This is a genomic window from Isoptericola sp. NPDC055063 (assembly GCF_053608125.1).
Map to the genome: position 1 here is coordinate 154561 of NZ_JBSGUW010000012.1, position 18205 is coordinate 172765.

17 protein-coding genes are annotated in these 18205 nt (G+C 73.2%); all 17 read right to left on the reverse strand.

What is annotated here, in order from left to right; genetic code table 11:
- Positions 1-113 precede the first annotated feature (113 nt).
- Positions 114-1595 carry a F0F1 ATP synthase subunit beta gene (gene atpD / locus ACWF41_RS15725; protein WP_380324465.1) on the reverse strand — a complete coding sequence of 494 codons (1482 nt, stop codon included), beginning with the start codon at positions 1593-1595 and terminating at the stop codon, positions 114-116.
- Between the two features lie 79 nt (positions 1596-1674).
- A complete protein-coding gene (locus tag ACWF41_RS15730; protein WP_380324462.1) occupies positions 1675-2574 on the reverse strand; it encodes a F0F1 ATP synthase subunit gamma in 900 nt (299 codons plus the stop codon).
- 2 nt (positions 2575-2576) lie between these two features.
- The gene (gene atpA / locus ACWF41_RS15735) at positions 2577-4205 is read right to left on the reverse strand and encodes a F0F1 ATP synthase subunit alpha (RefSeq protein ID WP_380324459.1); all 1629 of its coding nucleotides are present in this window, start codon (positions 4203-4205) and stop codon (positions 2577-2579) included.
- An 82-nt stretch (positions 4206-4287) separates the two neighbouring features.
- Entirely contained in the window at positions 4288-5103 is an 816-nt protein-coding gene (locus tag ACWF41_RS15740) for a F0F1 ATP synthase subunit delta (RefSeq protein WP_380324456.1), read from the reverse strand.
- Complete coding sequence (locus ACWF41_RS15745) at positions 5103-5684, reverse strand: F0F1 ATP synthase subunit B (RefSeq protein ID WP_380324474.1); 582 nt, start codon at positions 5682-5684, stop codon at positions 5103-5105. Before ACWF41_RS15745 ends, ACWF41_RS15740 begins: the two co-directional genes overlap by 1 nt.
- Positions 5684-5917 carry an ATP synthase F0 subunit C gene (locus tag ACWF41_RS15750; protein WP_380324453.1) on the reverse strand — a complete coding sequence of 78 codons (234 nt, stop codon included), beginning with the start codon at positions 5915-5917 and terminating at the stop codon, positions 5684-5686. The genes ACWF41_RS15745 and ACWF41_RS15750 overlap by 1 nt, the downstream gene beginning before the upstream one ends.
- A 104-nt stretch (positions 5918-6021) precedes the next feature.
- Positions 6022-6888 (reverse strand): F0F1 ATP synthase subunit A, encoded by an 867-nt coding sequence (atpB, locus tag ACWF41_RS15755; RefSeq protein WP_380324450.1) that lies wholly within the window; start codon positions 6886-6888, stop codon positions 6022-6024.
- Between the two features lie 169 nt (positions 6889-7057).
- Positions 7058-7546: a hypothetical protein gene (locus tag ACWF41_RS15760; RefSeq protein ID WP_380324446.1), complete on the reverse strand. Its 489-nt coding sequence runs from the start codon at positions 7544-7546 to the stop codon at positions 7058-7060.
- On the reverse strand, positions 7546-8796 hold the full coding sequence (locus ACWF41_RS15765) for a glycosyltransferase family 4 protein (protein WP_380324443.1): 1251 nt from the start codon (positions 8794-8796) through the stop codon (positions 7546-7548). Before ACWF41_RS15765 ends, ACWF41_RS15760 begins: the two co-directional genes overlap by 1 nt.
- Positions 8793-9596 carry an L-threonylcarbamoyladenylate synthase gene (locus ACWF41_RS15770; RefSeq protein ID WP_380324471.1) on the reverse strand — a complete coding sequence of 268 codons (804 nt, stop codon included), beginning with the start codon at positions 9594-9596 and terminating at the stop codon, positions 8793-8795. The genes ACWF41_RS15765 and ACWF41_RS15770 overlap by 4 nt, the downstream gene beginning before the upstream one ends.
- A 5-nt stretch (positions 9597-9601) precedes the next feature.
- On the reverse strand, positions 9602-10555 hold the full coding sequence (gene prmC / locus ACWF41_RS15775; RefSeq protein ID WP_380324468.1) for a peptide chain release factor N(5)-glutamine methyltransferase: 954 nt from the start codon (positions 10553-10555) through the stop codon (positions 9602-9604).
- A 76-nt stretch (positions 10556-10631) separates the two neighbouring features.
- On the reverse strand, positions 10632-11726 hold the full coding sequence (prfA, locus tag ACWF41_RS15780) for a peptide chain release factor 1 (protein WP_380324440.1): 1095 nt from the start codon (positions 11724-11726) through the stop codon (positions 10632-10634).
- A gap of 166 nt (positions 11727-11892) precedes the next feature.
- On the reverse strand, positions 11893-12102 hold the full coding sequence (gene rpmE / locus ACWF41_RS15785) for a 50S ribosomal protein L31 (RefSeq protein ID WP_380325151.1): 210 nt from the start codon (positions 12100-12102) through the stop codon (positions 11893-11895).
- A 165-nt stretch (positions 12103-12267) separates the two neighbouring features.
- Complete coding sequence (gene rho / locus ACWF41_RS15790; RefSeq protein WP_380325154.1) at positions 12268-14280, reverse strand: transcription termination factor Rho; 2013 nt, start codon at positions 14278-14280, stop codon at positions 12268-12270.
- A 263-nt stretch (positions 14281-14543) separates the two neighbouring features.
- Positions 14544-15545 carry a homoserine kinase gene (gene thrB, locus ACWF41_RS15795; RefSeq protein ID WP_380325157.1) on the reverse strand — a complete coding sequence of 334 codons (1002 nt, stop codon included), beginning with the start codon at positions 15543-15545 and terminating at the stop codon, positions 14544-14546.
- A gap of 50 nt (positions 15546-15595) precedes the next feature.
- Positions 15596-16690 (reverse strand): threonine synthase, encoded by a 1095-nt coding sequence (gene thrC, locus ACWF41_RS15800; protein ID WP_380325160.1) that lies wholly within the window; start codon positions 16688-16690, stop codon positions 15596-15598.
- 2 nt (positions 16691-16692) lie between these two features.
- The gene (locus ACWF41_RS15805; RefSeq protein WP_380325163.1) at positions 16693-18048 is read right to left on the reverse strand and encodes a homoserine dehydrogenase; all 1356 of its coding nucleotides are present in this window, start codon (positions 18046-18048) and stop codon (positions 16693-16695) included.
- Between the last annotated feature and the right edge of the window lie 157 nt (positions 18049-18205).

Sequence of the window (18205 nt, forward strand, 5' to 3'; positions counted from 1 at the left end):
CCGTTTCTCCCCCTTCTTTCTTCTTCCTCGGGCGGCAGGGGTTTCTTGGTGCTTTTCTTCCTCCTGGGGGGGGGCCCCCCTCCCTGCGGCCCCCCCGCGGCGGGACGAGACCGTCAGGCCCCGTACTCCTTCTGGATCCGGGCCCAGTTCTCCTCGAGCATCTCGAGGCCACCGATGTTGTAGAACGCCTGCTCGGCGATGTGGTCGAACTCGCCCTCGGCGATCTTCTTGAACGCCTCGATGGTCTCGGCGAGCGGCACGGTGGAGCCCTCCACGCCGGTGAACTTCTTCGCCATGTAGGTGTTCTGGGAGAGGAACTGCTGGATGCGGCGCGCACGCGCGACGACCGTCTTGTCCTCCTCCGAGAGCTCGTCCACACCGAGGATCGCGATGATGTCCTGCAGCTCCTTGTTGCGCTGCAGGATCGACTTCACCTGGGTGGCCACGTCGTAGTGCTCCTGGCCCACGTAACGCGGGTCGAGGATGCGGGACGTCGAGGTCAGCGGGTCGATCGCCGGGTACAGACCCTTCGACGCGATCTCGCGGGAGAGCTCGGTCGTCGCGTCCAGGTGGGCGAACGTGGTCGCCGGCGCCGGGTCGGTGTAGTCGTCGGCCGGCACGTAGATCGCCTGCAGCGAGGTGATCGAGTGGCCGCGCGTCGAGGTGATGCGCTCCTGCAGGAGGCCCATCTCGTCGGCGAGGTTCGGCTGGTAGCCCACCGCGGACGGCATGCGGCCCAGCAGCGTCGACACCTCGGAGCCGGCCTGCGTGAACCGGAAGATGTTGTCGATGAAGAGCAGCACGTCCTGCTTGCGCACGTCGCGGAAGTACTCCGCCATCGTGAGCGCCGACAGGGCGACGCGCAGACGCGTGCCCGGCGGCTCGTCCATCTGGCCGAAGACCAGGGCCGTCTTGTCGAAGACGCCGGCCTCCTCCATCTCGGCGATGAGGTCGTTGCCCTCACGGGTGCGCTCGCCGACGCCGGCGAACACGGACACGCCGCCGTGGTCCTGCGCGACGCGCTGGATCATCTCCTGGATGAGGACCGTCTTGCCGACGCCCGCACCACCGAAGAGGCCGATCTTCCCACCCTGCACGTACGGGGTGAGGAGGTCGATCGACTTGATGCCGGTCTCGAACATCTCGGTCTTCGACTCGAGCTGGTCGAAGGCCGGGGGCTTCCGGTGGATCGGCCAGCGCTCGGTGACCTCGAACTTCTCCCCCTCGGCGAGGTTGAGGACGTCGCCGGTCACGTTGAAGACCTTGCCCTTGGTGATGTCGCCGACGGGCACGCTGATCGGCGCACCGGTGTCGGTGACGACGGCGCCGCGCACGAGGCCGTCCGTCGGCTTCAGCGCGATCGCACGGACCAGGCCGTCGCCCAGGTGCTGGGCGACCTCGAGCATGAGGGTGAAGGTCTTCTCGCCCTCGCCCTGGCTCGACAGGTCGATGTCGACCGTGAGGGCGTTGTAGATGTCGGGGATCGCGTCCTCGGGGAACTCGATGTCGACGACGGGGCCGATCACGCGCGCGACCCGGCCCACGCCGGGTCCGCTCTGGTGCTCGACCGGGGCTTCCACGGTGGTGGCGGTCATTGCTTGCCTCGCTTCGAAAGGAACGTTGCGGATGTCTGGGCGGTCGTCAGAGCCGGCTCAACAGGAGCCGTGGCCGGCGTCATGACGCCGCGAGGGCGTCGGCACCCGAGACGATCTCGCTGATCTCCTGGGTGATGTCCGCCTGGCGGGCCTGGTTCGCCAGGCGCGTGTAGGTGCGGATCAGGTCCTCGGCGTTGTCCGTTGCCGTGTGCATCGCCCGCTGGCGCGCGGCCAGCTCGGACGCCGCGGCGTCGAGCATGAAGCTGAAGATGCGGCTGCGGACGTAGCGCGGTAGGAGCGCGTCGAGGACGCTCTCCGGCGACGGCTCGAAGTCGTACAGCGGGAACGTGTCGTGCTCGCCGGGCGCGGCCACGCCCTCGACGACCTCGAGCGGGAGCATCCGCACCACGCGGGGCCGCTGCGTGACCATGTTGACGAACTGCGTGTACACGACGTGCAGCTCGCCGACGCCGCCCTCGTCCGCCGGGGCGAGGAACGCCCCGAGCAGGCCGTCGGCGATCTCGCCCGCGACGTCCGAGTCCGGGCTGTCCGACCCGTACGACCACTGCCCCGCGAGCTGACGCCCGCGGTAGCGGTAGTACGACACGGCACGACGACCGGCGGCGTACAGGTCGACCGTCTTGCCGGCCTCCTGCAGCTGCCCCACGAGCCGCTCCGCCTCGCGGATGATCGACGCCGAGTAGGCGCCGGCCATGCCGCGGTCGGACGCGATCACGAGGACCGCGACGCGGTCCGTGTCGTGCCGCTCGCTGGTGAGCGGGTGCTTGGTCGACGTGTGCGTCGCCACGCCCGACACCGCGCGGGTGATCGCCCGCTCGTACGGCGCCGCCGCGGCGGTGCGCGCCCGCGCCTTGCCGATGCGGGAGGCCGCGATCAGCTCCTGCGCGCGGAACATCTTCTTCAGCGACTGCGTCGACTTGATCCGCTGCTTGTAGATGCGCTGGGATCCACCGGCCATGCTCAGGCCTTCTTCTGCACGACGAGCTGCTCCTGCTCGACGTCGGCGGACTCGTCGTCGGCGTCGCCGCCCACGAGCGGGGTGCCGTCAGCCTTGAGGAAGCCGTTGCGGACGTCCTCGACGGCCGCGGCGAGCGCGTCCTCCGTGTCCTGCTCGAGCTTGCCGGTCTCGGCGATCGTGGTGAGCACCGAGGTGTGGCGACGCAGGTGGTCGAGCATCTCGGACTCGAACCGCTTGACGTCCTCGACGGGGACGTCGTCGAGCTTGCCCTTGGTGCCGGCCCACACGGACGCGACCTGGTCCTCGACCGGGTACGGCGTGTACTGGGGCTGCTTGAGCAGCTCCATGAGCACCGCGCCGCGGGCCAGCTGGCCGCGGGACGCCGCGTCGAGGTCGGACGCGAACATCGCGAAGGCCTCGAGCGAGCGGTACTGCGCCAGCTCGAGCTTCAGCGTGCCGGAGACCTTCTTCATCGCCTTGATCTGCGCGTCGCCACCGACTCGGGAGACGGAGATGCCGACGTCGACCGCCGGGCGCTGGTCGGCGTTGAAGAGGTCCGACTGCAGGAAGATCTGGCCGTCGGTGATGGAGATGACGTTGGTCGGGATGTACGCCGACACGTCGTTCGCCTTCGTCTCGATGATCGGCAGACCGGTCATCGAGCCCGCGCCCAGCTCGTCCGAGAGCTTCGCGCAACGCTCGAGCAGGCGGGAGTGCAGGTAGAAGACGTCACCGGGGTACGCCTCGCGGCCCGGCGGGCGGCGCAGCAGCAGCGACACGGCACGGTAGGCCTCGGCCTGCTTCGACAGGTCGTCGAAGATGACCAGGACGTGCTTGCCCTGGTACATCCAGTGCTGGCCGATGGCCGAGCCTGTGTACGGGGCGATGTACTTGAAGCCCGCGGGGTCGGACGCGGGGGCCGCGACGATCGTCGTGTACTCGAGCGCGCCGGCCTCCTCGAGAGCGCCGCGCACGGAGGCGATCGTCGAGCCCTTCTGGCCGACGGCGACGTAGATGCAGCGGACCTGCTTGCTCGGGTCGCCCGACTCCCAGTTGGCCTTCTGGTTGATGATCGTGTCGATCGCGATCGCGGTCTTGCCGGTCTGCCGGTCGCCGATGATCAGCTGACGCTGACCGCGACCGATCGGGATCATCGAGTCGATCGCCTTCATGCCGGTCTGCAGCGGCTCGTGCACCGACTTGCGCTGCATGACGCCGGGCGCCTGGAGCTCGAGGGCGCGGCGGCCCTCGCTCTCGATCTCGCCCAGACCGTCGATCGGGTTGCCCAGCGGGTCCACGACGCGGCCGAGGTAGCCCTCGCCCACGGGGACGGACAGGACCTCGCCGGTGCGGCGGACCTCCTGCCCTTCCTCGATGCCCGTGAACTCGCCGAGGACGACGACGCCGATCTCCCGGACGTCCAGGTTCAGGGCGAGGCCGAGCGTGCCGTCCTCGAAGCGCAGCAGCTCGTTCGCCATCGCGCCGGGGAGGCCCTCGACGTAGGCGATGCCGTCGGCGGCGACGGTGACGCGGCCGACCTCCTCGCTGACCGCGCCCTCGGGCTCGTACGACTTCACGAAGCTGTCCAGAGCGGCGCGGATCTCCTCCGGCCGGATCGTCAGCTCAGCCATTGCTCTCTCCTGTCGTGGCCGCATATCGCGCGGCCTCACGTTCTGCGTAGCCGACCGGGGCCGGCGCTGGGCCTGGGAAGGTTTAGCCGGCCAGCCGGCGACGGGCGTCGGCCAGGCGGGACAGCACGGTGGAGTCGACGACGTCCGCGCCGACCTGGATGCGCAGGCCACCGATCACGGTCGGGTCGACCGTGACGTTGAGCTGCACGGCACGCCCGTAGGCCCGCTCGAGCAGACCGGCGAGCCGGTCCTGCTGGGACTGGCTGAGCACGGCGCCGCTGGTGACCATGGCCACGAGGCGACGACGACGCTCGGCCGCGATCTCGCCGTACCACAGCAGCGTCGCCACGAAGCGGCGGCCGCGGAGGGTGGTGGTGGCCCGACGGGCGAGCGCCTGCGTGACGTCGTCCACCTTGCCCGAGAGCAGGGTGTCGACGAACGCCGTGCGACGCGCGGGGTCGGTCGAGTCGTCCGAGAGCACCTGCCGTGCCTCGCGCTGGCCGACGAGGGCCCGGGTCAGCCGGAACAGCTCGTCCTCGACCGTCTCGAGGGCGCCCCGCGCCTCGGCGGACGCCAGCAGGGCGTCGAGCCCGAGGCGCTCCACGGCGTCCACGAGGTCCCGGTCGCCGGCCCAGCGCGACCGCGCCAGCCCGGTGACGAGCTCCACGACGCGCTCGTCGAAGCCGCCGGCCAGCACGCGCCCGGCGAGGGCCGCACGGTCCTCGACCTCGCGCGACGGGTCGGCGAGCGACCGGCGCAGCGGCCCGGAGGAGTCCAGGGCGTCGACGACGACGAACAGCTGCTCGCCGAGCGTCTGCGCGTCGGCCCCCGCGGACCGCAGGACCGGCTCGAACCGCTCCTGCGCCGCGCCGAGGGATGCTCCGCTGGTGCCCCGCATCAGCCCTCCTTGCCGACCGGCGCCGGCTCGCCCGCAGCCTCGAGCTCGTCGAGGAAGCGGTCGACGACACGCGACTGGCGCGCGGAGTCCTGCAGCGACTCGCCGACGATCTTGGACGCCAGCTCCGTGGCCAGCTCCCCGACCTCGGTGCGCAGCGAGACCGCCGCCGTCTGGCGCTCGGCCTCGATCTGGCGGTGCGCCGTCTCGACGATGCGCGCGGCCTCGTCGTGCGCCTTGGTGCGCAGCTCCGCGACGATGGCGGTGCCCTCGGCACGCGCCTCCTCGCGGGTCTTCGCGGCGTCCGCACGGGCCTCGGCCAGCTGCTGGTGGTACTCCTTCAGCGCCTCCGCGGCCTCCTCCTGCGCCTTCTCCGCCTTGGCGATGCCACCCTCGATCTTCGCGGTGCGCTCGTCGAGCACGGCCTGGAACTTGGGCAGGACGTACTTGTAGAACACGATCCCGACGATGATCACGATGATCAGCGACCACACGATGTCCGGCGTGTGCGGCAGCAGGATGTTCTGGTTCCCCTCCTCCGCGGCGACGACGCCCGCGGTCGAGGTGCTCAGGGGGGAGGCCATCACGCCGGGACGATGAAGCCGGCCACCAGGCCGAGGAGCGCGAGCACCTCGACGAAGGCGATACCGATGAACATCGTGGTACGGAGCTGGCTGGAGACCTCGGGCTGGCGGGCCATGCCCTCGATCGTCTTGCCGATGAGGATGCCGAGGCCGATGCCCGGGCCGACCGCCGCGAGGCCGTAACCGATGGTGCCGATGTTTCCGCTGACCTCGGCGAGGGTGGTGACGTCCACTGGGTTTCCTTCCGTTGGGCGCCGGGCCTCGGGTGGCCCGGCGTCTCTTTCTGAGTGCAGGTGGTGGAGCTGGGGTCCGGCTCAGGCCGGGAACCGCGAGACGGTCAGTGCTCCGCCTCGACGGACATGTTGAGGTAGACGGCGGTGAGGATCGCGAAGACGTAGGCCTGCAGGGCGGCCACGAAGATCTCGAAGAAGAAGAACGCGAAGCCGGCCACGAACGTGCCCGCGCCGAACAGCTTCATCGCGCCGGCGGAGTCGAAGAGGAAGAACGACGTGGCGGCGAAGCAGATCGCGAGCATGAGGTGCCCGGCGACCATGTTGGCCAGGAGTCGGATGACGAGCGTCGCGGGGCGCAGGACGAACACCTGCAGCGCCTCGATCGGCACCAGCAGCAGGTAGAGCGCCTTCGGCACACCCGGCGGCAGCAGCGAGTTCTTGAGGAAGCCGCCGACGCCGTGCGCCTTGACGCCCGCGCCGAGGTACATGACGTACGTCCACGCCGCCAGCACGATCGGCAGACCGATGACCGAGGTTCCCGCGATGTTGAGGAACGGGATGACCGCCGCGATGTTCATGACCAGGACGGTGCAGAAGATCGTCGCGAGCAGCTTGAAGTACTTGCGGCCGTTCTCCTGGCCGAGCACCTCGATCGCGATCGAGTTGCGCACGAAGTCGAGGACCATCTCGACGCCGTTCTGGAACCGGCCGGGCACCAGGCGGGCACGACGCGCCGCGAGGCAGAACACCAGCAGCAGGACGGTGGCCATGATGACGCGGACCAGCATGATCCGGTTGAACTCGAAGGGGGTGCCCTCGAAGAAGATCGCCGGCGGGAAGAAGTCCGCGATCGTCGGCGGCTCGAAGCCGCCGCCTTCGGCGGCGAGCAGCAGGGGGATCGCTGGCGTAGACAGGGGGTTCTCCCGGAGGTCGTACGGTCCGGGCGCTCCACTCCTGGGAGGGCACGCCATCGGACCTGGCCGTCATGGATTCGCGAACAGCCTACCGGATGTTCACAGGTGCTCCGACACCCCAGAACAGTTTTTCCGGCAAGATCACGCGGCTTGTGAAGAAGCGCACGATGTTGCCCTCGGCGACGGATCGTCGCCTGACGCAAGCACCCTGGTCAGGGGAGCGCGGTCACGGCTGCACGTAGGGCACGCGCCCGGCGTTCACGGCGCGGTAGTCCAGCAGCGCCGAGCCGATCGCCCCCACGGCGAGCACCGCGATGAGCACCCACGGGTCGTAGAACGTCGCGCCCTTGAGCAGCGCGAGCACCACGATGAGGACGACGATCTTGGCCACCCACGCCCCCATGACGAACGCCGCCATGCGGGCCGGGCTCGACCCGACCGTCTTCATCATCGACCAGATCGTCGTCGCGCAGAAGAACGCCGCGATCCCCGCGCCCACCAGCGCGCCCCACAGCCCGGGCAGCCCCGCGACCAGCAGGCCGACGCCGCCGCCCAGCACCACGAGGGCGCCGACCAGCAGCAGCGTGTCCCGCAGCGCGGCCCGCAGCACCCGCCGCTCGGCGTCGGTGGCGTGCTCGCCCGCGGCGGCGGCGTCCGTCGCCGGTCCGTCCTGGGCGGGATCGGGCGTCGGGCCGGAGCTGTCGGGCGTCGTCATCACGGGCGTCCTTCGTGCGTCGTCAGGGTGGGCGCGGCCGGGGCCGCGGGGGTCGGCGAGGTCGTGGTGGACGCGGCCGGCGCGGGGTGCGCGGCGGGCGGCGCGACGGCCGGGTGGCTGCCGGTGGCCACGTCGTCGTCGAGGAAGCGGCCCCGCGTGCGCAGCGGGCCGAGGGTGAGCAGCAGCGCGACGACCACGGCGACGCCGAGCCCGACGAGCACGGCCCGCCAGTCCCACATCACCAGCGCGGCCGCGCCGAACGAGAACACGGCGGCCCACACGTACAGGATCAGCACCGCGCGGCGGTGGGAGTGCCCCAGCGCCAGCATGCGGTGGTGCAGGTGCATGCGGTCCGGGTGGAACGGGGACTTGCCCGCGGCCAGGCGGCGCACCACCGCCATCCCCATGTCCAGCAGCGGCAGCAGCACGACCGCCACCGGCAGCAGCAGCGGGATGAACAGCGGCACCCGCTGCGCGCCCGAGAGCGCGTCGCCGGTCGAGACCGCGTCGACGTTGCCCGTGATCGTGATCGCCGCGCCGGCGAACACCAGGCCCAGCACCATCGAGCCGGAGTCGCCCATGAAGATGTGCGACGGGAAGAAGTTGTGCGGCAGGAAGCCGAGGCACGCGCCCACCAGGACGGCCAGCATCAGGGTCGCGAGGTTCGCGTAGTTCTCCGGGGTCGCCTGCTGCGTGAGCCCGTACGTGTAGAGCAGGAAGGCGGTGCCGCCGATGGCGATCAGGCCCGCGGCCAGGCCGTCCAGCCCGTCGACGAAGTTCACCGCATTCATCGCCACGACGACCACGAGGATCGTCGCGAACAGGGACAGCCGGGACGACGTGATGAACAGCCCGTCCGGCGTCGGCAGCGACGTGAGCTGCACCTGCTGCCACGCCATGAAGCCCGCCGCGAGGGCCTGCCCCGCGAGCTTGGTCATCCAGTCCAGGTCCCACACGTCGTCGGCCCAGCCCAGCAGGCACACGATCGTCGCGCCGCCCACGATGCCCCACGCCTGCGGCCCGGTCGCGAAGACCCCCGACAGGAACGGCATCTGCGAGGCCAGCACGACGGCGACGACGATGCCGAGCAGCATCGCCAGCCCGCCCAGGCGGGGCGTCGGTCTCAGGTGCACGTCGCGGTCGCGGACCGCCGAGATCGCGCCCGTCCGGCGCGCGACCCACCGCGCTCCCGGGGTGGCCAGGTACGTGACCGCCGCCGAGACGAGCATCAGGAGCAGATATGCCCTCACCCGGCCGGCTCCTCCGCGGGCGGGGCGGCCGGCTCCTCGGTGGTCGGCACGGCGGCCTCGTCGGAGGCGTCCGGTGCGCTCGCGTCGGCGGCCTCGGGCGCGACGTCGTCCGTCGCGTCGTCGGCGCTCTCGTCCGTCGCGTCGTCGGCGACGTCCTCGTCGGGCTCGTCGACGCCGCGCACGGGGGCGACCTCGTTGAGCGCCTCGAGCGTGATGGCGCCCTGCCGCACGACACGCAGCCGCGAGCCGGTCGCGTCGACGATGGTCGAGGCGACGCCGCCGGGCGCGTCACCGCCGTCGAGGTAGGTGCTCACGGGGTCGCCGAGCTGGGCGCGCGCGTCCGCGACGTCGAGCGCGGCCGGGCTCCCGGAGGCGTTGGCGCTGGACACCGCGAGGGGGCCGGTGCGGCGCAGCAGCGCGAGCGCGGCGGGGTGGTCGGGCATGCGCAGCGCGACGGTGCCGTGCGTCTCCCCCAGGTCCCACTGCAGGGACGGCTGCGCCCGCAGGATGATCGTGAACCCGCCGGGCCAGAAGGCCTCGACGAGCTTGCGCGCGTCGTCGGGGACCTCGGTGGCCAGCCCGTCGAGGGTGCGCACGTCCGGAACCAGCACGGGGGGCGGCATCTGCCTGCCACGGCCTTTGGCCGCGAGGAGGGCCGCGACGGCCTCCGCGTCGAAGGCGTCGGCGCCGATGCCGTAGACGGTGTCGGTCGGCAGCACCACGAGGCCGCCTCGAGAGACCGTGTTCACCGCCTCGTCGATCGCAGGGCCCCAGGTGTTCGGGTCGGTGACGTCGTGCACGCTGCTCACGGGGACCAGTCTGTCACGGTTCGACCGGCCGCCCGCCGCGCGTCCGGGCCGTCGGAACCGCCGTCGGCACGGGTGCCGGAGCGTCGGGCCACGACCATCCGCGGCCGCCCGGTGAGGTCGTCGCGGGTCTCCGCGGGGCCGAACCCGCCGTGCGCCGCGACCATCGCCCGCGCGTCGGCGTCCTGGACCTCCGCGTGCTCCATGACGTAAAGCCCGCCGGGCCGCAGCAGCCGGGCCGCGGCGGCGGTCACCCCGCGGGGCACCTCGAGCCCGTCCTCCCCCAGCCCGTACAGGGCCACCGCCGGGTCGTGCTCGGCCACCTCGGGGTCGCGCGGGACGGCGCCGGGCGGCACGTAGGGCGGGTTCGAGACGACGACGTCGACCGTCCCGTCCAGGTCGTGCAGCGCCGTGCGCGCGTCCCCGCGCACCAGGTGGACGACGTCGCGGCTGACCTCGCCGGCCGCGTCCCGCGACACCGCCGCGACGTTGCGCGCCGCCCAGCCGTGGGCCGCGACGTCGAGCTCCACGGCGTGCACGCGGGCGCCGGGCACCTCGGTCGCGACGGCCAGGGCGATGGCCCCCGACCCGGTGCACAGGTCGACGACGACGGCCGCGCCGTCGCGCGCGACGACCCGCGCCGCCTCGTCGATCGCGACCTGCGCCACCTGCTCGGTCTCCGGGCGGGGCACGAAGACGCCGGGGCCGACCGCCAGCTCGAGATGGCGGAACGGCGCGACGCCCGTGAGGTGCTGCAGCGGCGCGCGGGCAGCCCGGCGGGCGACGGCCGCGGAGAACCGCTCCGCGACCTCCGGCGGCACGTCGCGGTCCAGCACCGCGAGGCGTCGCATCTCGGCACGGTCGACGCCGAGGGCGTGCGCGAGCAGCGTCTCGGCGTCCACCCGGGGGCTCGGGACGCCCGCCTCCGCGAGGCGCGCCGTCGCCCAGCGCACCGCACGGCCCGCCGCCGCGGGCGCGGCCTCGGGAGGCGTCGGCGCGCCCGCTCCCTCCGCGCCCGCGCGCCCGGCGTCAGTCACCGGAGCCCGCCGCCGCCAGGCGCGCGGCCTCGTCGGCCTCCACCGCGGAGCGGACCACGGGGTCGAGGTCGCCCGCGAGCACGTGGTCGAGGTTGTACGCCTTGTATCCGGTGCGGTGGTCCGCGATGCGGTTCTCGGGGAAGTTGTAGGTGCGGATCCGCTCGCTGCGGTCGAGGGTGCGCACCTGCGAGCGGCGCACGTCGGCGGCGGCCGCGGCGGCCGCCTCCTGCTGCGCGGCGAGCAGCCGGGCGCGCAGCACCCGCATCGCCTGCTCCTTGTTCTGCAGCTGCGACTTCTCGTTCTGCATCGAGACCACGATCCCCGTCGGCACGTGGGTGATGCGGACGGCGGAGTCCGTCGTGTTCACGGACTGCCCGCCCGGCCCCGACGACCGGTAGACGTCGATGCGCAGGTCGTTCGGGTCGACCTCGACCTCGCCCGGGTCGTCGACCTCGGGCAGCACCAGGACGCCGGCCGCCGACGTGTGGATGCGGCCCTGCGACTCCGTGACCGGCACGCGCTGCACGCGGTGCACGCCGCCCTCGTACTTGAGCGAGGCCCAGACGCCCTCGGCCGGGTCGGTCAGGCTGCGCGCCTTGACGGCGACCTGCACGTCCTTGTACCCGCCGAGCTCCGTCTCGGTCGCGTCGAGCACCTGGGTGGTCCAGCCGCGCCGCTCGGCGTAGCGGAGGTACATGCGCAGGAGGTCGCCGGCGAAGAGCGCGGACTCGTCGCCGCCCTCCCCCGCCTTGATCTCGAGGATCACGTCGCGCGCGTCGTCGGGGTCGCGGGGCACGAGCACGCGACGCAGGCGCTCGGCGGCCTCGTCGGCCGCGGCGCGCAGGCCCGGCAGCTCCGCGGCGAACGCCTCGTCCTCCGCGGCGAGCTCCGCGGCGGCCTCCGCGTCGTCGTGCGCCTGCTCCCACGCGCGGTACGCGGCGGCGACCTGGTTCAGCTCGGCGTACCGGCGCCCGAGGGAGCGGGCGCGGCCGGCGTCGGCGTGCACGGCCGGGTCGGCGAGCTCCCGCTCGATCTCGGCGTGCTCGGCGAGCAGCGGCCGCGCGGCCGCGAAGGGTTCCGTGCTCACGACGCGTCCCCGACTTCCCGGTGGCCCGGCTCGACCGCGCCACCCGATCTCTGCGAGGTGGGGGCGGCTGCCTCACCCACCGGTGGGAAATGCAGCAGCGCCGGTGGTCCGTCGTCCGACTGCCCCTGGAGAGGTTGTCGGGCGGACCACCGGCGCTGCGTGACAGCTACTTCTTCTTGCCGTAGCGCGCCTGGAAGCGGGCGACGCGGCCACCGGTGTCGAGGATCTTCTGCTTGCCCGTGTAGAACGGGTGGCAGGCGCTGCAGACCTCGACGTTGATCTTGCCGGAGGTCGCGGTGCTGTGGGTCGTGAACGTGTTGCCGCAGGTGCAGGACACCTCGGTGACGACGTACTCGGGGTGGATACCGGACTTCATGATGCTCCTTGGTGAGATGCCGCCGGGTCGCCCCGCAGGACCGCGGGCCGTGAACCGGATGGCCGACGAACTATTGTGCCAGACCGCGCAGGGCCTGAAGAAATCTCGGGTCGAGCCCGCCGCGACCCGGTGCGGGTCCCGGCGGGCTCGGTACTCCGAGGCGGGTCAGATCGTCTCGCCCGGGTTCTCGTCCGAGAGCCCGGCCGGCGTCGTCTTCTGCACGTGCAGCAGGAACTCGACGTTGGTCTTGGTCTTCTTGAGCTGGCCGAGCAGCAGCTCGATGGCCTGCTGCTGGTCCAGCGCGCCGAGCACGCGGCGCAGCTTGTAGACGATGCCGAGCTCGTCCTTCGCCATGAGGATCTCCTCGCGGCGCGTGCCGGACGCGTTGACGTCCACGGCCGGGAAGATCCGCTTGTCGGCGAGGTTGCGGGACAGGCGCAGCTCCATGTTGCCCGTGCCCTTGAACTCCTCGAAGATCACCTCGTCCATCTTGGAGCCCGTCTCCACGAGCGCCGAGGCGAGGATGGTCAGCGAGCCGCCGTTCTCGATGTTGCGCGCCGCGCCGAAGAACTTCTTCGGCGGGTAGAGCGCCGCCGCGTCCACACCACCGGAGAGGATGCGGCCCGACGCCGGCGCCGCCAGGTTGTAGGCGCGCGACAGGCGGGTGAGCGAGTCGAGCAGCACCACGACGTCCTGGCCCAGCTCGACCAGGCGCTTGGCCCGCTCGATGGCGAGCTCCGCGACGATCGTGTGGTCCGACGCGGGGCGGTCGAACGTCGAGGCGATGACCTCGCCCTTGACCGTCCGCTCCATGTCGGTGACCTCTTCGGGCCGCTCGTCCACGAGCACCACCATGAGGTGGACCTCGGGGTTGTTCGCGGTGATCGCGTTGGCGATCTGCTGCATGATGATCGTCTTGCCGGCCTTGGGCGGCGCGACGATGAGGCCGCGCTGGCCCTTGCCGATCGGGGCGACGATGTCGATCACGCGGGGCGTGAGGCGCGTGGCCTCCGGGTTCTCCAGGCGCAGCCGCTCCTGCGGGTACAGCGGCGTCAGCTTGGTGAACTCGGGGCGCTGGCGGGCCTCGTCGATCGACATGCCGTTGACCGAGTCGAGCCGCACCAGGGCGTTGAACTTGCTGCGGACGTTCTTGCCCGCCGGCGGCTCCTCGCCCTCGCGGGGCTGGCGGATGGCGCCGACGATCGCGTCGCCGCGGCGCAGGCCGGCCTTCTTGACCTGGTTCAGCGACACGTAGACGTCGCCCTCGCCCGGCAGGTAGCCGCTGGTCCGCACGAACGCGTAGTTGTCGAGGATGTCGAGCACGCCGGCGACGGGCAGCAGCACGTCGTCCTCGCGCACCTCGACGTCCTCGAGACCCGCGACGTCCGGACCGTTGCCCCGGCCGCCACGGCTGCGCTTGCGGTCCCGGCCTCGGTCCCGGCCGCGGCGACGGCGCGACCCGCGCTCGTCGTCGAGGTCGGCGCGGCGCTGGCGGTCGTCCCGCTGGCCGCCCTGACCCTGCTGGTTCTGCTGACCCTGCTGGCCGGAGCCGCCCTCGTTCGAGCGACCCTGACCGGAGCGCTGGCCGTCGCCGTCGCCCTGGTCGCGGCCACCGTTGTTCTGGCCGCCCTGGCCGCCGTTGTTCTGGCCGCCGCCGCGACGCCCGCCCCGCTCGCGCGGAGCCGCCACGGCCTCGGCGAGCTGCGCCAGGCGCGCCTCGCGGTCGGCGTCGGAGCGCTGCTCGCCCCGCTGCTCGTTGCGCTGCTCGGTGCCGCGCGCGGGCTGCGCGGCGGGGGCCGCCGCGTCGGCCGCCGCGCGCTGCTGCGACGCGGCCTCGCCCTCGACGGAGCCCGCCGAACGGGTGGCGCGGCGCGAACGGCGCGGCGCCTCCGCGCCCTCGGCACGGGGAGCGCGGGCGTCGGACGACGCGGGCTGCTCGGCCGGGGCGTCGCTGCGGACCGTGGGCGCCACGGCGGTCGCCGCGGCGACCGGGGCACCGGAGGTGCGCGCGCCCTGGCCGCGCGCGGCCCGGATCGCGTCCTGCAGGTCGCTCTTGCGCATCCGGGACGTGCCCTTCACGCCCATGCCGGAGGCCAGCGCCTGGAGCTCGGCGAGACGCATCGAGCTCAGGTTCCCGGATGCGGCGGAGCCGTTCCGGCTGTCGGTGGTGTTCGTCACGAAGGACCCTTCCCCCTCGTATGCGGCCCTCAGATGTCACGGGCCGGGGTGGCTGCCGTCCTGGCGCGGGAGGCGTCGGGACGCGTGGAACCTCGCATCAGTGGTACGACGACGTCGGCTGGCGGGGTTGTGTTTCGCCTTCTCACGGGACTGCCGCGGCGGGTCGTGCACCGCATCGCAACCACCGAGGCACCTGGCTCCGACCGGGCACGCGGACGCGCCGTGCGGTGGGAGGGAGTGCCCTCGCGGTCGTTCCCGAAGGCTCACCGCATCATATCACCTCGAGCCCGTCCGGAGGCCGACACGCCGCCTCCCGCGCGGCGCGGCCCGGCGCCCCCTCCGCCGGTCACGCGCCGCGCGACCGCGCCGCCGGTGTCGACGCCCGGACGCAGCACGCGCCAGCCCGCCACGTCGTCGACGAGCTCGGCCAGCACGCCGTCGAGCCGGGCCGTACCCTCCCCCGACGTCAGCACGAGGACGGTGGGTCCCGCCCCCGAGATCGTGGCCGCGTGCCCCTCCGCCCGCAGCGCGCGCAGCAGCTCCGCCGAACCGGCCATCACTGCGGCCCGGTAGTCCTGGTGCAGGCGGTCCTCGGTGGCGTCGAGCAGCAGCTCCGGCCGCCGCGCCAGCGCCTCGACCAGCAGTCCCGCCCGGCCCGCCGTGAACGCGGCGTCGCCGTGCGGCACCTCCGCCGGGAGCACGCCGCGCGCGCGGCTCGTGGCCAGGCGGTGGTCGGGCACGAGCACCGTGGCCTCGATGCGCTCGTCGACGTCGAGGTCCACGGCGCGCGGTCCGTCCGGCGACCTCCAGGCGAGGGTCGCCCCGCCGCGGATCGCGGGAGCCGCGTTGTCCGGGTGCCCCTCGAACTCGGTCGCGATCCGCAGCACCGCGTCCGCGTCGAGCACGTGCGGGTCGGCCAGCAGGGCCCGCGCGGCGACGATGCCCGAGACCACGGCCGCCGACGACGAGCCCAGCCCCCGCGCGTGCGGGATCCGGTTCAGGCAGCGCAGCCGGAGCCCGGTGCGGGGCGCGCCCGCGAGGTCGAGCGTGTGGCGCAGGGCGCGCACGACGAGGTGGTCCTCGCCGTCGGGCACCTCTCCGGCGCCCTCCCCCTCGACCTCGATGACGACGTCGTCGCTGGCGAGGAGCTCGACCTCCAGGTCGTCGTGCAGGGCGAGGGCGAGCCCCATCGCGTCGAACCCCGGGCCGAGGTTCGCGCTGGTGGCCGGGACGCGGACGAGGACGTGGTCGGCGCCGAGCTGCATCGTTCCCCTCCCGGGGGTCCGGTCGAAGCGGGTGTCGTGCGGGGGTCGGCTCAGTCGAGGCCGAGGGCGGTGGCGACGGACACGACGTCGGCGCTCACCCGCGTGGGCGCGACCTCGCCGCCGTCGGGCGTGCGCAGCGCCCATTGCGGGTCCTTGAGGCCGTGGCCGGTGACGGTCACGACGACGCGCGCGCCGGCCGGGACGAGCCCGCGCTCGGCGCGGGAGAGCAGGCCCGCGACGCCCGCCGCGGAGGCCGGCTCCACGAAGACGCCCACCTCGGCCGAGAGCACGCGGTGCGCGGCGAGGATCTCCTCGTCGGTGACGGCCTCGATCACACCCCCCGACGTGTCCCGCGCGTCCTCGGCCTGCTCCCACGACGCCGGGTTGCCGATGCGGATCGCGGTGGCGATCGTCTCCGGCTCGTCCACGGGGTGGCCCTTGACGATCGGCGCGGCGCCGGCGGCCTGGAAGCCCCACATCTGCGGGGTGCGCGTGGCGACCGCGCCCGCCGCGGCACCGGCGTCGAGGCCGGCGTACTCGCGGTAGCCCCTCCAGTACGCGGTGATGTTCCCCGCGTTGCCCACCGGCAGGCAGTGGATGTCAGGGGCGTCACCGAGCGCGTCGACGACCTCGAACGCCGCGGTCTTCTGCCCCTCGATGCGGTCCGGGTTGACGGAGTTCACGAGCTCGACCGGGTACACCTCGGCGAGCTTGCGCGCCGTCACGAGGCAGTCGTCGAAGTTGCCGTCCACCTGCAACAGTCGCGCGCCGTGCGCGATCGCCTGGCTCAGCTTGCCCATCGCGATCTTGCCGTCCGGCACCAGGACCACGCAGGTCATGCCGGCGCGGGTGGCGTACGCGGCCGCCGACGCGGACGTGTTGCCCGTCGAGGCGCACACCACGGCCTTGGCGCCGCGACCCGCCGCCGCGGAGATGGCCGCCGTCATGCCCCGGTCCTTGAAGGACCCGGTCGGGTTCATGCCCTCGACCTTGACGTACACGTCCGCGCCGGTGCGCTGCGACAGCGCGGGGGCGGGCACCAGCGGCGTGCCGCCCTCCCCGAGCGTCACGACGCGCTCGAGCAGGTGGGCCGGCAGCCGGTCGGCGTACTCGGTGATGACACCGCGCCACTGGTGGGCAGGCATGGTCAGGCTCCCTCGACTCGCAGGACGGACGTGATCTCGTGCACCGCGTCGAGGCCGCGCACGGCGGCGACCGTGGCGGCCAGCGACGCCTCGCGGGCGGCGTGCGTGGTGATCAGCAGCGCCGCGGTGCCCTCGGCGACGCCGACGGCGTACGGCTCGTCCGGGGCCTGCCGCACGGTGTCGATCGACACCCCGTGGTCGGCCAGCACCTGCGCGACCTGCGCGAGGACGCCCGGACGGTCCGCCACGACGAGGCGCACCTGGTAGCGCGTGACCGCGGCGTCGTGCGGCAGCACCGGCAGCGACGCGTAGGCGGACTCGCGCGGGCCGCGGCCGCCGACGATCCGGTCGCGCGCCGCGGAGACCAGGTCGCCGAGCACCGCCGAGGACGTCGGCCGCCCGCCCGCGCCCTGGCCGTAGAACATGAGCGGGCCCGCGTCGTCGGCCTCGACGAACACCGCGTTGAAGGCGCCGTGCACGGCGGCGAGGGGGTGCGCGGACGGCACGAGCGCCGGGTGCACGCGCACCGAGACGCCCTCCGCGGTCTGCTCCGCGATCGCGAGCAGCTTCACCACGTGACCGGTCTGCTGCGCGGCCGCGACGTCGGCGGCGGTGACGCCGGTGATGCCCTCGCACGCGACCTGCGCCAGCGAGACGCGGGTGTGGAAGGCCAGCGACGCGAGGATCGCGGCCTTCGCGGCGGCGTCGTGCCCCCCGACGTCGGCCGTCGGGTCCGCCTCCGCGTACCCGAGGCTCTGCGCCTCCTTGAGGGCCTCCTCGAGATCGAGGCCGTGCGTCGTCATCTGGTCGAGGACGTAGTTGGTGGTGCCGTTGACGATGCCGAGGACGCGGCGCACGTGGTCTCCCGCGAGCGACTCGCGCACCGGGCGGACGATCGGTATCGCGCCGGCGACCGCCGCCTCGAACGAGAGGTCGACGCCGGCGGCGTCGGCGGCCTCGAAGAGCTCCGGGCCGTGCGCCGCCAGGAGGGCCTTGTTGGCCGTCACGACGCTCGCACCGCCGGCGATGGCGCGGTGGATCAGCCCCCGGGCCGGCTCGATGCCGCCCATGAGCTCGACGACGACGTCCGCGCCGTCCACGAGCGACTCCGCGTCCTCGGTGAGCAGCTCGCGCGGGACGACCGTGCCGACGCCGTCGCGTGGACGGCTCGCGTCGCGCACGGCGATGCCCACCAGCTCCAGGCGCGTCCCGGCGCGGGCGGCGAGCTCGTCGGCGTGCCGGACGAGCGTCTGCGCCACCTGCGTCCCGACCACGCCGCAGCCGAGGAGGGCGACGCGCAGCGCGCCGGGGACGGGGCGCGGGTCGGCCGGGGGCACGGGGGCGGGGGCTGCGGGCACGGGGGAACCTTCGGAACGGGATGCCGGGACGGTGGCCAGGATAGCCGCGTGGCGCGGGGTCGGGGGGGGGAACCCCCCCCCCCCCCCCCCGCCCCCCCCCCACCCGGGACCCACAAAGAGCGTCTCACGCCCTTCCCCCCCCCCAAGGGAGAAGAGG

Excerpts from the sequence above, each read along its gene's own strand:
- atpB (WP_380324450.1), bottom strand. The coding sequence starts at position 6,888 with ATGGCGTGCCCTCCCAGGAGTGGAGCGCCCGGACCGTACGACCTCCGG.
- atpD (WP_380324465.1), bottom strand. The coding sequence starts at position 1,595 with ATGACCGCCACCACCGTGGAAGCCCCGGTCGAGCACCAGAGCGGACCC.
- ACWF41_RS15760 (WP_380324446.1), bottom strand. The coding sequence starts at position 7,546 with ATGACGACGCCCGACAGCTCCGGCCCGACGCCCGATCCCGCCCAGGAC.
- ACWF41_RS15730 (WP_380324462.1), bottom strand. The coding sequence starts at position 2,574 with ATGGCCGGTGGATCCCAGCGCATCTACAAGCAGCGGATCAAGTCGACG.
- ACWF41_RS15745 (WP_380324474.1), bottom strand. The coding sequence starts at position 5,684 with ATGGCCTCCCCCCTGAGCACCTCGACCGCGGGCGTCGTCGCCGCGGAG.
- rpmE (WP_380325151.1), bottom strand. The coding sequence starts at position 12,102 with ATGAAGTCCGGTATCCACCCCGAGTACGTCGTCACCGAGGTGTCCTGC.
- thrB (WP_380325157.1), bottom strand. The coding sequence starts at position 15,545 with ATGCAGCTCGGCGCCGACCACGTCCTCGTCCGCGTCCCGGCCACCAGC.
- ACWF41_RS15740 (WP_380324456.1), bottom strand. The coding sequence starts at position 5,103 with ATGCGGGGCACCAGCGGAGCATCCCTCGGCGCGGCGCAGGAGCGGTTC.
- atpA (WP_380324459.1), bottom strand. The coding sequence starts at position 4,205 with ATGGCTGAGCTGACGATCCGGCCGGAGGAGATCCGCGCCGCTCTGGAC.
- thrC (WP_380325160.1), bottom strand. The coding sequence starts at position 16,690 with ATGCCTGCCCACCAGTGGCGCGGTGTCATCACCGAGTACGCCGACCGG.